The organism is Streptomyces sp. NPDC086777, from assembly GCF_040702065.1.
Lineage (GTDB): Bacteria > Actinomycetota > Actinomycetes > Streptomycetales > Streptomycetaceae > Streptomyces.
On the sequence record NZ_JBFBJI010000010.1, the window covers coordinates 127,365 to 142,540 of the forward strand.

Here is a 15,176-nt window from a genome sequence, read left to right on the forward strand (position 1 = left end):
CTTGTGCGCCGGTGTGCGGTCGGCGGACCGTTCAGCCGTCCGTCGCCGTGACGTCCCCGGCGTACACCAGGGCGACCCGGTGGTTGTACTGGACGGTGTACATCGCCTTGGCGCCGGTGACGACCGTGCCGCTGGACGGGAAGAAGTCGTCCGTGAGGGACGGCGCCGTGGTGGCCACGTACGCCTGACCGGCCGGGACGGTGTACATGCTCAGCGGGGCCTGCTTCGACGGAGACAGACCGGCCGGGTACTCGGAGGCGTCCGGGTAGCTGGAGCCGTACACCGCCACCGCCGAGTCGCCGGCCGCCGAGATCACCTTCACCCCGTGGGCGGGCGCGGTGTTGCAGCCGTGCGGGTTGTAGAACCACACCTTCGAGCCGCCGTACCAGATCGCGGTCCAGTCACCGTCCCGGTCGGCGACCACGAACTGCTGTCCCGCCGCGGCCATGGCACCCCAGTCGTTGATCCGGTCGGTGCCGGCCGCGCCCGGGTGCAGCGCCTGGTCACCGAACAGCGGCGCCGTGTCGCTGGGCGCGGTGCGCAGGTAGACGAAGTTCGACGGCTCCTGCGTCTCGGTGCACGCGGTGGTGGCACCGGTCGGGTCGTCGGAGGGGCAGATCTGCACGGTCTGCAGGTTCGTCTCGAACCGGGGGGCGATGGTCACCACCGAGCCGACGGGCCCGACACCGTGCCGCCCGGTGCGCACCCCGAGCAGGCTCATGAGCCGGTTCCAGTCCCAGGACGGGCCCGGGTCCCAGTGCATGCCGGAGACAAGGGACGAGTTCGGCCCGGCGACGTTGTCGTGGCCGACTATGTGCTCGCGGTCCAGGGGTATGTCGAACCGCGCGGCAAGGTACTTGACCAGCTCGGCCGTGGCCTCGTACTGCGCCTCGGTGTACCAGGTGGCCCCGTGCGCGGCGTAGCCCTCGTGCTCGATGCCGATCGAGTGCATGTTGGTCGAGTAGTTGCCCGCGTGGAAGGCGAGGTCCTTCGTCGGCACCATCTGCGTCACCGCGCCGTCCGAGGACCGCATGACGTAGTGCGCGGCGGACCCGCCCGGCTGCGTGAAGAGGTTGACGGCCGCGTCGTACGACGTCTCCGTGTCGTGGATGACGATGCTGTCGATGCGGATGCCGTTGGCGGGCCGGTTGGAGACCTGGCCGTTGGACGGCGACGCCGGCACGAACGTACAGGCGACGGTGGCCGGGCACTCGGTACCGGTGTCCGCCGCCGACTTCAGGTCGAGGGCCTTCAACTGGCCGCCGGCCGGGTCGACATCGCTGTCGGCCGCCAGCCGCACGTGCTCACCGTCCGCCGTGGTGCGGCTGACGCCCTTCTCGATGGTCGCGAACACCCGCCCGGCGAAGGCGGCGGCGCCCTGCCGCTCCTCGGCCTGGCTGTAACGGGCCACGGCCCCGTACCAGTCGCCGGGCTCGGCCGACCGGGAACCGGCCACCGCCTCCTGATAGGAGGCGAGCAGCGCGGCACCCCCACGGATGTTGGCAGCCGGATCGGTACGCAACTGCGCCACCGGCAACCCGGTCAGCTTCGCGGCGGCCTGGAGGGTGTGCAGGGCGGGAGCGGCGGCGAGCTTCGCCACGTCCGCACGCCCCGCCGCCCCCGCGTCGCCGCCGGCCATCATGGCCGGAGTCACGTCTGTGAGGTGCATCGGGCCGAACCCGCCGTCGGTGCTGTGCTGTCCGGCGTGCGTGTCCCACGCCGACTCCTCGTACGCGACGGCCAGCAGCACCTGCCGCGGCACGTGGTACGCGTCGGCCGCGGTCGCGAACTCCTGCTGCAGCGTGGTCCCGGCGTCCGCGGTCCCACCGTCGGCCAGGGCCGGCACCGGCACAGCCGCCCCGCCCGCGACGGCGAGCGCGGCGACGGCGGTCAGCAGAACCGGCCGGCTACGACGCTTCGACGCGGCGTCCCCGCGTCTGGAATTGCTTGAGCTCATGAAAAAGTCCCCGGACCTCGGAGGATCAAATGGCGGAATGGAGGATGCATACGAGGGGCCATCGGTTCACATCGCCCGACCCGGTACGCGCACGGCTCCGCGCCCTACGCGGGGCTCCGTCCGTCGACGCCTGGAAGTGGATGATCCCCCTGTGCAAGAAGTGGAGTCAACTTAACCTCTTCAAACTGCACTTGAACGACCCGAGGAGAACCCCACACAGGACGTCCACCACCGACCACACGGCCGCAGCCATGGGGGAGCGCCCCGGAAGCCTGCCCGAAGAGGCCCCGGAACCCTGCCCGCGCGGACTCCGGAACCCTGCCCGAGGAGCCTCCAGGAAGGCCCGGTCACAAGTCCGGCATACGCAGGGCCCGGACGAGGAGGGCACGCGGAAGGGGCGTACATTCCCTGAACGATCAAGCGAAGGCGGCCGGGCACGGTGCCCCGGCCGAGCGGGAGGAGGCAGCCGCGTGAACGAGACCGCGAGCCCCGACAGTTGTCACAGCAGCGTGGAACTGCAGATCGAGCGGGTCATCGTCGCCTCCCTCGAACAGGCCACGGTCCACGTGCGCTGCCTGCGCGGACCGGTCCGCCGCGGCGCCCGCTTCGACCGCCTCGGCGATTCGGCGAAGGCCCTCGACCTGACCCTGACAGAGGTCCTCGTCTACGGACACCGGGTCCCGGCCCTCGACACCGGCGTCACGGCCTTCGTGACGCTCCGGGGTGAAGGCGTCCAGCACCTCACGTCGGCCCCACCGGCCTCCCGCGGCCAGACCATCCGGGGCACCAACCTGGCGCCTTGACCTGTCAGGGGAGACCCGACGCAGCCCCCACCCCGCCCCTCCTGGCCACCCTCTCCTCGCCTCATGGAGGCACGACACTGCCGAAGAAGTGGGTGACCGGGCGCGCCCTCCTGAACGTCAGAGCTTGGGCTCCACGGGGAAGGGCAGCTTGTCGGCCCAACTGGCCAGGGCCGCCGCCGCGATCTCCCGCGTCTCACCGCCGACCGCGGTTTCCCGGAGCAGGGCCCGCTCCGCGTTGGGGACGCTGAGCTCTCGGTAGTACTGCAGATCCTCGAACCCACTGACCGCGACATCGTGACTGGTCGCGGCGTAGACGAGGCGAGAGACACGGGCCCAGTAGCAGGCCACCAGGCACATGGGGCACGGCTCGCTGCTGGAGTACATCACGGCGTCCTCCATGAGGTGACGACCGAGTTTGCCGCCGGCGGCGCGGAGGGCCATGACCTCGGCGTGCGCGGTCGGATCCCGCAGCTCGACGACCGAACTGGTGCCGGTGGCGACGACCTCCCCGTCGATGACGACCAGGGCACCGAACGGAGTCTTGCCCTCGTCCTCCAGGGCGTGCCGGGACAGCTCGATGGCCTGGGCGAGAAAGACGTGGTCCTCGGGGGTCTCGGGGGAGAAAGGCACCTGGTCTCCAAGTCTCTGGCGGGCCGCTCGCTGCCACTCTCACATGTAGACGGAGGGATCGGCGTCGCCGAAGGGGCCGTCCAGGTCCATGTCGTAGCCCGTGAGGGGTGTGGTTGCGCCGGCCCTATGGATGATGTCCAGCGCCAGCCCGGCCCGCTGGTGGTCGGTCCAGTCGCCGTTGTCCAGCACTTCGACCATATCCGGGATGGGCGCGGACGACTGGTCACCCCCGAGGATGAGACGGTGGATCCTGGGCGCCGGCCGACCGTCCGCGCAGAGCAGCAGAGCGGCGGCCGACATCCGGAGCTGCCATTCCTCGAACGCCCTGACAGCGGCCGCGGATTCGACCGGCAGACTGTGCAGGACCACCCGGTCCACGGTGAGGCCGTCACCGCGGCGCAACTGGGCCTTCATGACGGCTTGGTCGATCTCGTTGCGGATAGCGAGGAGACCGGGCCGGAGCCACGTCAGATCGCACTGCACGATGACGGCGGCCCTTACCGCGTCCGAATCCAACGCGGCGATGCGCTCACGCCAGGCGGCCGTGTCTATAGCCGGATCCGTCATGCCCCCTCCCGGGTGTGAGACCCGACCAGTGTCAGGACTTTCAGGCCTACGACGATGGCCTCGACCGGATCCGTCTGCGTGACCTCGGCCGCTCCGGGCAGGACGCGGGCGGCCAGACCTGCGGTGATCCTCAGGCTGACCGAGGGCAGCGTGGTGAGGAAGCCACGCAGTTGCGTGTCGTCCCCGGCGGGCGCGAGCGGAGCCAGCCGGCACGCGACGGCCAGGATCACGGCGGCGGGCCGGAGCTGCGGCTCCACATGCGGGGCGGGTACTCGGTAGGCACGCCCGACCCGCCCATGGTGCACGTGTTGACCAGCCGACCCGCTCACAGCGGTATGGGAGATGAGCCCGAGCAGGGCGGTACGCGCCTCCTCGGCCGTAGCGAAGTAGCGGTGAGTCGCGAATGTCCGCAGGTACGCCCCCAGCAGCTGATGATCCGGGGTGAACTCGGGCCGCACGAGCTCCGGAGGGTGGGGAACACGGCAGTCCCGCAGGGTCGCGAGCGCGGTCACCGAAGTCAGGGCCCAGAAGCGGTCGTACTCCTCGACACTCCCGAAGGCAGTACGCGCGGCGTCCGCCGCCGACGTCGTCACGGCGTCCTCGCCCCCGAACAGCGCCAGCCGCAACTGCGTGAGGATAGACGCACCGTCCCAGTAGTTCCCCATGAACTTCGTGCCGGTGAGGATCTCGTACACGCCGTACAAGGCCCCGGCCTGATGTGCGCCATGGAACTCGGCGAAGTCCGCACTCCACATCAGGGCCTGAAGTGGCCTCGGGAGCAGGGTGCCGAGTTCGTCCGGCCCGCTGGCCGACTTCGGGTCCGGGTCGACACAACGCAGGATCCGCGACCGGGCGTCGGTGCTCAGCGCGACCAGCTCACGGGCGGATCTGTTGGAGGCGACGCCCCGGACCGACATCAGGAGCGCGGTGTTGGCCAGCCAGGCCAGATAGCGGCTGAGCGCACCGAGCGGCGGAGCCGGATCGGGCAGCCGCCGGCACAGCCGGACGACGGAGTCGATCAGGACGTCGGCGCAGGCGGTCGCCTGGATCGGATCGGCCCCGCTGACGAGGGCGGCGCGGGCGAGCCGGTGCAGAACGTCGATATGAAGCGTGATCGCACGCTCGGCCGCCACCACACTCACCTCCGCCCCGGCCAACTGGTCCACGAGATTCCGTACAGCCGTCGGATCGTTGCTGGTCACGGCCTGGCTGATGGCACTGAGGTAGGCGTTGACGACGGAACCGTTCTCGAAGTCGCCGCCCGGCGCGCCGCCTCCGGTACCGGCCTGTCCGAGCTCCCCGGCGAGCGTCCGGCACAGCAGCCGGTTACGCCCGCCGACGCTCGCCAGGCCGAAGAGCTGGACGAAGGAGAAGATCCCGAAGATGTTGGCCAGCAGGAACAGCAGCGCGCCGTAGGTCGCGCTGACCCTGTTGTCGCCGAGCAACCCACAGGCGGTGAAGAGCGCGGCGAACCATCCGATGAGCACCCACTCCCGGAAGGCGATATGGCTGTCTATCGCCTGTAAGGAGGGCCAGGAACTGGCCGCCGAGAAGGTGAGCGCGAAGATCACGGCCTCGCCGGTCAGCAGCGTGGCGAAGAACGCGATGCTGAACTGGGTGGCGGCCACGACGTCATCGGCGCTGCGCGGATACAGGACCGCCACGACCGCGAGTACGACAGCACACACGCACAACACGACCTGCCGACGCCTCTGCACCACAGCCCGCTCGCTCCCCCCGCGCCTCGGCCGACATCAGCAACTCTGGCATTTTGAACGGAAGTTGCCAACAACGTCGAGTGGGGGAGCCGCCAGCCGGTTACTCCACGACGTTGGCCACGAACCTGCTCCATGTCTTGGCCGAGATGCTCAGGCGAGAACCGGCTGGCCGCTTGGAATCGCGTATGAGTACCCCTACCTGGCCAAACGCCGCCTCAAGGCACTCTGTCGCGTTTCCTCCGCTGTATGACGACTTGAACCACCCGAGCTCTTCGGTAACTCCATCGGTGACTGGGGGCATTCACAACTCCTGGCGGATGTGTTGGATCACGGACGAAGAAGCCTCAATGTCCAACGCTTGGGCGCGAAGGTACTCGAACGCAAGTCTGTAACGGTCAAGTTCCTCGTCCTTCTCCAGGAGGAGTGAGCCGGTGTGGAAGTCGACGTAGACCACGTCGAGTGTCGGCTCGGTCCCGCCGATGATGACGAAGCTGCCGAGGGCGGCGGCGTGGGCTCCCTTGGAGAAGGGAAGCACCTGGAGGGTGACGTGAGGAGACTCGTTTGCTTCCAGGAGCCGGTCGAGCTGTTCCTTCATGATCTGTGGAGACCCGACGACCCGGCGGATCACCGACTCGTCGAGGATCGCCCACAGCCGCAGCGGCCTGGTCCGGTTGAGGATGTCCTGCCGCTTCATGCGGATGTCGACCAGTCGCTCGATCTCGTCGGCCTCGAGGGGGACTTCGTTGGCCTTCTGCAGCGCGGTGCTGTAGGCGCGGGTCTGCAGGAGACCAGGGACGTAGACGCAGGAGAAATGGCTTTCGCTCGTGGCTTCGTCCTCAAGCGTGAGCATGAGATTCATGCTCTCGGGGATGGAGTCCGCGAAGGAGCTCCACCAGCCCTGCTGTTTTGCGTCCTTCGCCAGTCCGACAACCGCCCGGCGCTCAGCTTCAGTCGCCCCGTACTCCCGACACAGGGCGTCGACGACGATCCATTTGACTGGCCCCGCCTGGGTCTCGTACCGGCTGACCGTGGCCTTGGACACGCCGACCAGCCCTCCAGCCTCCTCGAGTGTCAGGCCTTTGCGGGCACGCAACTTGCGCATCATCACGCCCAGTTGACGGCGGCGAGTTGTGGTCCGCTCGGCCATGCGACTCCTTCGTTCACGCCCGGGTATGGCCCGGTGATCGCCCTCAGGCTAGGTAGCGGGGAACTGGCTAACCACCAGATTCACTCGATGGATTCTCATGAGAAGTTACATAGAGAGATTTCTCTGTGTCATCCTCGTCTTACTGATTGCTACGCGGTGCAGTCGTATGCATACGGCGGGCGCAGCATGCGCGTGGCCGGGAGGGAAGGGTCGACATGTCTGGTTGCGAGGCTCCCGAGTCCCTGCTCCGCTGCGTTATGCCCTTCGAGGCGGCGCCGGCGGAGGTGCGCCTGCTTCGGAAAGCGGTGATCGGTCAGCTAGGGCGATGGGGCTTGCCTGCTGCCGCCGACGAGGCCGCGCTACTGGTGACGGAGCTGGCGACGAACGTTCTCAAACACGTCGGCGAAGGTGTGTCGGCAACCTTGATCCTCGAATGGAGAGGCGAGCGGCTGCGGGTAGAGGTGCACGACAAGAGTCGTGCGATCCCGGAGCTGAGGTCGACTGAGTGCGACGTGGAATGCGGCCGGGGCTTGCACCTCATCGCGGCATGCGCGCTGGACTGGGGAGCCGTCCTAACCGCAGCCGGCAAGGCGGTGTGGTGCGAGATTCCGCTCAGTGCGGGGAAGAGCTGCCGCCGCGTTGAGCGGGCAGCCGAGGCTCTGGAGGGTTACCGGGCTGGCTGCGGCGGCCGGCACGGAACGATGACGGAGGCAGGTATCGAGGAGTCGGCTATCGAACTTATTGCCGACCTGCTCCACTGGACCGCCGCCCGCGGTCAGGCCCCCGATGACCTTCTGGACTTGGCCCAGATGCACTACGAGGCTGAAGCGGATGCGGCCTGATGGGTGGCTCACTGTCCAAGCTTCCGTATCTGCTCGCGAAGGGCGTCAGGCGTGCGCCAGGATTCTCCGCGGAAACCCTTGTGGCACATGCGGTGGCAGTTGGCACAGAGAAGAGCAAGATCCAGGAGCCGGGTCTCTGTCACCCCCGATATGTGGAGAGGCAGGCTGTGGTGGACTTCGATGTAGCCGTCTCCCAGCTCGCCGTAGGCAGCAGTGAAGTCGAACGAGCACACCTCGCACCGCAGAGGTATGCCCTCTTCCAGGGCCGCCTGGATCTTCCGGTCGCGCAGGGGCTTGTTACGCTCACGGTAGAGAGCCCAGCGTCTGAGGAGCTGTCCTTCGCGTGCCATTTCGGTCTCGCCCTCCTGGGCGGGTATGCCGATGATCTTGGCGGATGCAACGCCAGCGTGCAGGGCCTTGGCGGCGGCGAGCATCTCGTCGGGGCGCTCTGTGAAGTCGGCCACTACTTCACGGGTCAGCTGGCCGCCCTTCATGGCGACCCCGTGGTACCCGGTACGGGCAGTCACGATGTTGCCGGTCTTGAGGCTGACGCTGCCAGGGGAGCGGAACCTCGGATCTGCCGCCGCGCCATCGTGCAACGGAAGCTTCCTGAGGATCTGGGACAAGTCTTGCACCCGCTTGTCGGCTGGCCGCAGCTCGCGCCAGCGGTTTTCGACAACGAGCGCGCAAGCCAGCAACAGCTCGTCACGCGTCCAGTTGATTTTAGCCACAGCGGTATCGTACGAGTATTCGAAATTGCCATGCTGTTGGTGACCAAGGTGGGGCAGAGGATGCCGCACACTGGTGTGTGCCGCCGTGTCGAGTCGCAGTGTCAGTGGGGCATGTCACCCTCTGTGATGGCTGCCGTATGAGGCGTCATTGGAAAATCGTGCAAGAGGAGGGGCCATGACGGGCACTGACCAGGACTACACGTCAATCGAGATCTGCGCCGGTGCTGGCGGACAGGCGATCGGACTGCACCTGGCGGGTTTCAGACACCTCGCCCTCGTGGAGATCGACAAGTATGCGGCGGCGACGCTGCGCGAAAACATCGAAGTGCACCCGAAGTGGGACTGGGAGCGCGCCAACTGCGATGTCCTCTGCCAGGACGTGACGGAGTTCGACCCTGCGCGTGACTTGGTGAAGAGCGTCGGCCTCTACAAGCGGGGTGAAGTTGACCTGCTTGCCGGGGGTGTGCCGTGCCCGCCTTTCTCGCATGCTGGCAAGCAGCTCGGCGAGGACGATGAGCGTGATCTCTTCCCGCGCATCCTGGAGCTGGCCGAACTCATCCGCCCCCGCGCCGTGATGATCGAGAACGTCCGCGGCCTCATGGACCCCAAGTTCGACGACTACCGGGCGCGGATCCAGGCCAGTCTTGAGGAGATGGAGCCCGACGAGGACGGCCGTCCAGGCTACGAGGTCGTGGGGTGGAAAGTTTACGAGGCGGCGGAGTTCGGTGTTCCACAGCTTCGGCCGCGCTCCATTCTGGTCGCCTTCCGGAAAGACGTGCTCAAAGACCTCAAGTACGAAGCTCCGACGCCCAATGGCAAGACGGCAACTGTGCTGGACAGGCTTGAGAAGACGATGGCGGAGCGCGTTGCCGTGTTCAAGGGCGGCCCTCGGGAAGATGAGGCCAACAACGTGCTCAAGCAGTGGAAGAAGCACGCTGCCAGCGGGACCGTCGCTCCCACGCTCGTAGGCGGCTCCAAGAAGCACGGCGGCGCTGACCTCGGTCCCAGCCGCGCCAAGAAGGCATGGGCGAAGCTGGGCGTCTCGGGCCTGGGCGTGGCCAACGCGCCAGTGGACGGCAAGCCGACCGGCACCGAGGACCGCGATCTGTTCCGTGCCGGGGGGCCCATGCTCACGGTTCGCCAGGCGGCGATCATCCAGGGGTTCCCGATGTACTGGGAGTTCACGGGAGGCAAGACGGCCCAGTACCGGCAGGTCGGGAACGCGTTTCCACCGCCCGTCGCGCAGGCCATCGGCGAATCGATCATGGAAGTGCTCAAGGCCGACCGGGCGCGTGACACGAGCCGATGACGGTGAGCGGCTGACGGGCAGCGCCGCCGTAGCGCGGCACTGCCCGTCAGCCGTCCGTCACGAGAGCGGGCTGGCCAGGTGCGCGAGAAGGGCATGGATGTCAGCGGCGTCCATCCCCAGCCCCGTGGTCTCCTCCTCCTGGAGATCGCCGAGCTGCCGCACGGCAGGGTCGTCAAGCACGCTTCCCAGGAAGTCCAGCTTCTTTTCCAGGCTGAGGGCGACGAGCTCGTCGATCGTGCCCCGGGCCGCGAGTACGGTGACACGCGTATCGGTGCCCGGCGGCAGACCTAGCCGATGGATGCGGTCCAAGCTCTGAAGGAAGCGCCCAGCCATGTAGTCACGGTCCACGTACACCGCGTCGTGACAGACTTGGTGAAGGCTGATGCCTTCTCCGAGGGTCGCGGCATTGGAGATCAGGACCATGCACGAAGGGTCCTCGCGGAAACGGCGGAGCTCAGCTTCCCGGTCCGGGCCCGACGTGGCGCCGTAAACGGAAGCCGGGGCGTGCGGGGCCAGGAGCTGCTCCAGCGTCCTCTGGCTGCGGATGAAGCCAGTCCACACCAGGGTCTTGCGGCCGGCCCGCGCATTCTGGGCCACAATGCGCACTGTTTCCGCGTACTTCGGTGAGAGCTCGTGCTGAGGAAGCCGATGAAGCAGGGTGCGCAGTGTGTCTTGGGCTGCAGGCTCAGCCGACGGCAGCTGAAAGGCAAGCGGATCATGCGGGTCGTCGCTGCGAGCGAGCAGAGCCGGACTGATCGCCGCCATGAGCAAGCGCATGGCTGCCTTGCCAAGAGAGGCCAGGTCGCCGCGGCGGGACGACGGAGTTCCCTTGATCGCGTCATACAACTCGCGGTGCAACGGAGGGAGTTCGACATAGCGGACCACGGGCTCAAAGGGAGGGAGACCCAGCTCCTTCTTTGTTGTCCGGGTGAACAGCGGACGCAACACCCTGCTCGCGTAGGCGAGGTCGCCGCCGCTGACAGCTTCGACAACGAGCTGTTTGCCGCGTCCAGGCCAGACGAACGAAAGCAGGCTTTCCAGGTCGCGGGCTCCGTTGGGGGCTGGAGTTCCGGTGAGAATGAGACGTCGTTGGGCGAGCGGTCCCAACGCGAGGCATGCGGCGCCGTAAGTTCCACGGGCCCCGAGTTTCATGCGGTGCGCTTCGTCCAGTACAAGCATCGTCGGGATGGTGCGCAGCCACTCTGACAGCTGGTTTACGGAGCCGGCCAGACGCTCGTAATTGACGAGGACGACATCGGCTTCGGAGGCAAGATATCCGTTGTCCATGACGGACGTCAGCAGGGGTTCCTTGAGGCAGGTGTCTGCTTCGAATGCCCACGCTTCATAGGCGGATTTGGGACAGATGACGAGAAGTCGGCGGACCTCTCCTTGCTCCCGCAGGGCACTGAACACAGCCAGTGCCGTGCGGGTCTTTCCGGCTCCTGGAACACTGAAGTTTGCACCATGGCCGAGGGACAGCAGCTCCCCGATATCCCGGAGCTGGAACGAGGTGAGATCCGCCTGCCAGCCCGCGCCCAGCAACGAGTCGACGCCCTCGGACGAGAGAGGCGTCTGAGGTGTGCCGGCCGACGGTGAGCTGAGCCGGGCCTCGACGGTCTCGGAGTCGTCTAGAACGCCCGTGACCAGGGTGGCAAGCTCGGGTTCCCACTCGACGTCGTCGTGCGGCCACTCCGCCAGCTCGCCAATGGAAGACAGGAAACTGTCCAGATCGGTTTCCGACGTCAATGGGCCCCGCTGGCCGCCAGGGGTCACCCGGGTGGCCAGCAGCCCGAAGTCCGCTTCAAGCCCTGGACGGGCACGGAGCACGGCCCGCGTTCGTGTGATGTCGAAGGCGATACGGAGAGACGGCGTGTCAGGGTGACTCACTGCTGGCTTCCTGCCGCCTCGCGGAGCCACGCCAAGCCCTCGCCCGGAAGCGGGATGCTCCGAGAGGCCTCAACCGATACCTTGCCCAGCGCCTGCTTGAGCGAGACAAGTGCATCGTCAAAGGCTCCCTCATCCAGGCTGTTGTTGCCCCGAGCCATCACCAGGTCCGTGACGCATTGCTGCAGGTTGTCGACTGCGGCGATGATGCGGTCGGGGGCTGCGAGCCGCTTCTTCTGTTCACGGTTCACCTTGTGAGCGGCCCGGATCGATTCGTCGAAGGCCTCCTCTAGCAGGGACCAGGAGCGATTGGCGGCCGTGACCTCCTCGGCAGTCGCAACGGTCCCGGACTTCTTCGTGGCCTTGGCTTTGAGAAGGGTGTCAGTGAGGGCACGGGCCTTGGCCGTCTCCGAACTCGGCGCTGGAACCGAGCGGTTGAGGCCGGGGATGGAGACTGCCCGGGGCGCTTCGAGCACCGCCGCCCGCAACCCCTCAGGAAGCCGGTGATCCAGGTACTTGTCCCGGAAGTCGGTACGGATTGCACGGATGTCGGTCTTTGCGATATCGAGGACGATAGCGGCGAGCCGGTATTCAAGAAGAGTGTCGGCCTTCTCCTTCCCCTTGGCCTTTTCCTTGATATAGGTCCGGTACAACTCGGCGAAGCTTTCCTGCGCGTCCTCGAAGTCCATAAGCCGCAGCTTGATCTGCCCGTGTTCGCTGCGCTTGACCAAGTCACGCAACTGACCGAGAACCCAGGTGTCCCGTTCCAGTGCCGGCGTAGAGGTGTGGAACAGCTTGGAGATAGCGGCGAACGGCAGTCCCAGCTTGGTCTGCTCCTCGATGGCCATTAGCCGGTTGATGTAGGAATACTCTCGTCGGCGATCCGGCCTGAGCTGCAAGGAGAGTTCGACAGAGCGGATATCGTCCCAGCTGCAGCTGGCCGGCAGGACACCCACACGGATGGACCGGACACCCAGCTCCTTGAGAGCGGCCCGGCGTGTATTGCCGTTTACGAGGACACCCTCACGCGAGATGAGGCCCGGGTCGTTCTGCTGATGATCGCGGAGGCTTTCCATCAGTTTGTCGAAGTCGGGGTCGCGCTGGTGCGGGTTGGATGGCTTCGCCATCAGCAAATGGTGCAGGTAGCGCTGGCCGGCATCGGACCAGCAATCCTTTGCCAGTTCCTCTTCCTGGGCCCGGTCGTAGGCGCGCTGCGCACTGACCCTGTGCGTAGCAGGGTTGTAGAAAAGCCGGTCCACGGGCATGTCGATGACTTCGACGTGGATGGGTCGGCCCCGGAACTCCACGCGGAGCGTCTCGGGTACTGAGTCACCCGCCCGCGCGTCCTGGAGCCGCTGTTCGACCTGGGCGCGGTTCTCGTCTGCGATAGGGGGGACGCCGAAGTCCGACGGCATGGGTACCTCTCGTAACTGGGCTGTGCTGTGGGAACCGATGATGGCAAGCGCTGGAAACGGGCTAAGTTCCGGGTCAGTTCAGATTGTCACGGAAGGCTTCCCGTGCCTCAGCCGGCAGGGCGCGGTACTTCGCCCAAAGCTCCTCGACAGCACTGAACGTGCGGGCGTCCTGCTTGATCCACGACCTGAGGATGTCGAGTTCGAGTGCGGGCAGCGCCCCGGCCTCGGAGAGCAGGGTCGGCACGTCGTACGTGGAACCAATGCCGCCCACGCGGCAGCGATTGCACTCGATGACGTACTGGAGAGCCTTCGTGCCGTCCCGCATCAGGACTTCGCGTCTGGCGACATCGAGCTGAGCCGTGACCTCGGAGTCGGCGTACTTGTCACCCGGGGTGGCGCCGCACGAACTGCACTTGTTGTTGTACTTGACCAGCAGCTCTCGGCGCTGGGTCACCGTGATGGTGCTCCTGGGCCGTGTGCCGCGGCCAGGCTCCCAGACGGGTACGCCGCTCTGTACGAAGCGCTGTTCGTTGGCGCCGAGTTCGATGTCCTCCCGGTTGGTGTCGATCTTCCACCCGAAATCTCGGAGATCACGCATACGGCGGTCGATCTGGGCCACATCGGGAAATGCCTCGCGCAACTCCGATTTAGTGAAAATGCACCCTTCGCCGACCACCTGGACGAGCCAGAGAGCGGTGCGCTTCATCGTGCCCAGTTTGCTGTCCTGCCATGAAGGCAAGGCCGTGCTCATCCGCCACCTCACAGAGTCTGAGTGGGCCAGTCCGGATGGATGCCAGGGCAGTGAGTCTCTGGCATCGGCCCGTGAGACACCACCCAACTCCAAGCTCACTTGAACCGGAAGGGGCTGGGTGTCCGGATGGGTATCCGGACATATCTGGGGAGCGAGTTGGTGATGGGCGGAGGCAGACTGTTGTCGGATGCTGTTTACGTGCGATGTGGTCCGAGGAGTTGGTGTGCCGAGACATGGCCGCTTCAGGGAGCTGGAAGCCGATATTCCGGATGGAAGAAAGGCTCTCACGGAAGCCTTGCGGCGTTTGATGCTGGTGATCGGGCTGTCGTTGAGGAAGACGCATGAGGCGCTGGAGCTGCGGAACAGTGGTTGTGACGCTTCGGCGAGCGCGCTCTCTGACCTGCTAAATGCGCGTGTGAGCAAGCCGAAGGAAAGTGTGGTCCAGGCGCTCTATGGTCTGGCGGAGACCATCGCACGGGAGAAGCGGCTCCCCATGCCGATCGGCTGGGAGGAGCTCAAAACTCTGTGGCGGGAGGCATGTAAACCGCCGGCGCCCCTCTGCGTTGAGTGCGGTTCGCCCGTGTTGCCGGTCCCCCAGCCGATGGGGGACCGGCAACACGGGCAAGGACGGTGGCCTAACGTGCTGGCCCTGTTGGCCATGAAGCAGAACAGAAGAAGCGAGGACATCGCCGGCGTTCTGCGGCACCTCGGTATGACCGCGAGCCCGGAGGAAGTGGCGCACGCAGTGACCGTGTGCAGGGCCCGCGGCCTGCGCTCGGAGGCAGAAGTCATTCTCCGGTATGTGCAGTCCGGTCGCGATGGGCATGAACTCGCACAGATCGCCTACGAGTTCATTCAAGTCGAAAACAACGCCATGGCCCGGCGCCTGCTCGAGATGTCTCTTACTCGGTAGGGGTTTCCGGTCTGCGTCTGTTCGTGGACGGGCGCCGGGAAACCACCGCCTGGCAGATCGACTCACTGCACTCCTCCGCAGGCTCGTGTTCCCAGAACCGCAGGACGAGCCAGCCGGCGGCTCGCAGACGTTCGTCCGTATCACGGTCACGGGCCATGTTCCGGGCTACCTTGTCGGACCAGTAGCCGGGGTTGGTCTTCGGGGGAACGTAATGCTGGGGGCAGCCGTGCCAGTAGCATCCGTCGATGAAGACGGCCACCTTCACGGGCCGGAAGACCATGTCTGCGGTGCGGCGGAGGTCTGAGAGGGGACGGGCCGCGACTCGGTACCGCAGTCCCTGGGCATGCACCAGTCGGCGTACTAGGCGTTCCGGCGTGGTGTCGCGGCTGCGGATCGCCTGCATGTTGCGGCGACGTGCGGCGGAAGAGGCCCAGGAGCCCTCTGGGGGCGTCCATGCGGCCTGCGGCTCTTCTGGCTCGGATCCGGGAGTAGTCATCTGTCGTGAGTGG

Annotated in this window: 15 protein-coding genes; 4 read left to right on the forward strand and 11 right to left on the reverse strand. The window is 66.4% G+C overall.

From position 1 onward, the window contains the following. Positions 1–31: 31 nt before the first annotated feature. Positions 32–1,957: an N-acetylmuramoyl-L-alanine amidase gene (locus AB0472_RS16635; protein WP_366357168.1), complete on the reverse strand. Its 1,926-nt coding sequence runs from the start codon at positions 1,955–1,957 to the stop codon at positions 32–34. A gap of 470 nt (positions 1,958–2,427) precedes the next feature. On the opposite strand from AB0472_RS16635, the gene AB0472_RS16640 reads away from it, so the two are divergent. Beyond that, a complete protein-coding gene (locus AB0472_RS16640) occupies positions 2,428–2,760 on the forward strand; it encodes a hypothetical protein (RefSeq protein ID WP_366357169.1) in 333 nt (110 codons plus the stop codon). A gap of 117 nt (positions 2,761–2,877) precedes the next feature. Here AB0472_RS16640 and AB0472_RS16645 read toward each other — a convergent pair whose 3' ends face one another. From AB0472_RS16645 to AB0472_RS16665, 5 genes are all read right to left on the reverse strand, one after another. Then, positions 2,878–3,390 carry a nucleoside deaminase gene (locus tag AB0472_RS16645; RefSeq protein WP_366357170.1) on the reverse strand — a complete coding sequence of 171 codons (513 nt, stop codon included), beginning with the start codon at positions 3,388–3,390 and terminating at the stop codon, positions 2,878–2,880. A gap of 39 nt (positions 3,391–3,429) precedes the next feature. Continuing rightward, on the reverse strand, positions 3,430–3,957 hold the full coding sequence (locus AB0472_RS16650) for a hypothetical protein (RefSeq protein WP_366357171.1): 528 nt from the start codon (positions 3,955–3,957) through the stop codon (positions 3,430–3,432). Further along, positions 3,954–5,645: a hypothetical protein gene (locus tag AB0472_RS16655; protein WP_366357172.1), complete on the reverse strand. Its 1,692-nt coding sequence runs from the start codon at positions 5,643–5,645 to the stop codon at positions 3,954–3,956. Before AB0472_RS16655 ends, AB0472_RS16650 begins: the two co-directional genes overlap by 4 nt. A gap of 130 nt (positions 5,646–5,775) precedes the next feature. Continuing rightward, positions 5,776–5,976, reverse strand: coding sequence for a DUF397 domain-containing protein (locus tag AB0472_RS16660; protein ID WP_366357173.1), 201 nt, complete (start codon positions 5,974–5,976; stop codon positions 5,776–5,778). Continuing rightward, positions 5,977–6,822, reverse strand: a complete 846-nt coding sequence (locus AB0472_RS16665) for a helix-turn-helix transcriptional regulator (protein ID WP_366357174.1) — start codon at positions 6,820–6,822, stop codon at positions 5,977–5,979. A gap of 257 nt (positions 6,823–7,079) precedes the next feature. Between AB0472_RS16665 and AB0472_RS16670 the strand changes: the two genes are divergently transcribed. Further along, positions 7,080–7,664 (forward strand): ATP-binding protein, encoded by a 585-nt coding sequence (locus tag AB0472_RS16670; RefSeq protein ID WP_366357175.1) that lies wholly within the window; start codon positions 7,080–7,082, stop codon positions 7,662–7,664. Positions 7,665–7,672: 8 nt separating this feature from the next. Here AB0472_RS16670 and AB0472_RS16675 read toward each other — a convergent pair whose 3' ends face one another. Further along, complete coding sequence (locus AB0472_RS16675) at positions 7,673–8,395, reverse strand: HNH endonuclease (protein WP_366357176.1); 723 nt, start codon at positions 8,393–8,395, stop codon at positions 7,673–7,675. A gap of 175 nt (positions 8,396–8,570) precedes the next feature. Between AB0472_RS16675 and dcm the strand changes: the two genes are divergently transcribed. Further along, the gene (gene dcm, locus AB0472_RS16680) at positions 8,571–9,704 is read left to right on the forward strand and encodes a DNA (cytosine-5-)-methyltransferase (protein ID WP_366357177.1); all 1,134 of its coding nucleotides are present in this window, start codon (positions 8,571–8,573) and stop codon (positions 9,702–9,704) included. A 57-nt stretch (positions 9,705–9,761) separates the two neighbouring features. Here dcm and AB0472_RS16685 read toward each other — a convergent pair whose 3' ends face one another. From AB0472_RS16685 to AB0472_RS16695, 3 genes are all read right to left on the reverse strand, one after another. Next, entirely contained in the window at positions 9,762–11,591 is a 1,830-nt protein-coding gene (locus AB0472_RS16685) for a DEAD/DEAH box helicase (protein WP_366357178.1), read from the reverse strand. After that, complete coding sequence (locus AB0472_RS16690) at positions 11,588–13,003, reverse strand: ParB N-terminal domain-containing protein (protein ID WP_366357179.1); 1,416 nt, start codon at positions 13,001–13,003, stop codon at positions 11,588–11,590. The genes AB0472_RS16685 and AB0472_RS16690 overlap by 4 nt, the downstream gene beginning before the upstream one ends. 73 nt (positions 13,004–13,076) lie before the next feature. Then, positions 13,077–13,754 (reverse strand): hypothetical protein, encoded by a 678-nt coding sequence (locus AB0472_RS16695; protein WP_366357180.1) that lies wholly within the window; start codon positions 13,752–13,754, stop codon positions 13,077–13,079. Positions 13,755–13,977: 223 nt separating this feature from the next. On the opposite strand from AB0472_RS16695, the gene AB0472_RS16700 reads away from it, so the two are divergent. Then, complete coding sequence (locus AB0472_RS16700; protein WP_366357181.1) at positions 13,978–14,667, forward strand: hypothetical protein; 690 nt, start codon at positions 13,978–13,980, stop codon at positions 14,665–14,667. On the opposite strand, the gene AB0472_RS16705 is transcribed toward AB0472_RS16700, so the two are convergent. Beyond that, entirely contained in the window at positions 14,657–15,163 is a 507-nt protein-coding gene (locus AB0472_RS16705; protein ID WP_366357182.1) for a very short patch repair endonuclease, read from the reverse strand. The genes AB0472_RS16700 and AB0472_RS16705 overlap by 11 nt on opposite strands. Between the last annotated feature and the right edge of the window lie 13 nt (positions 15,164–15,176).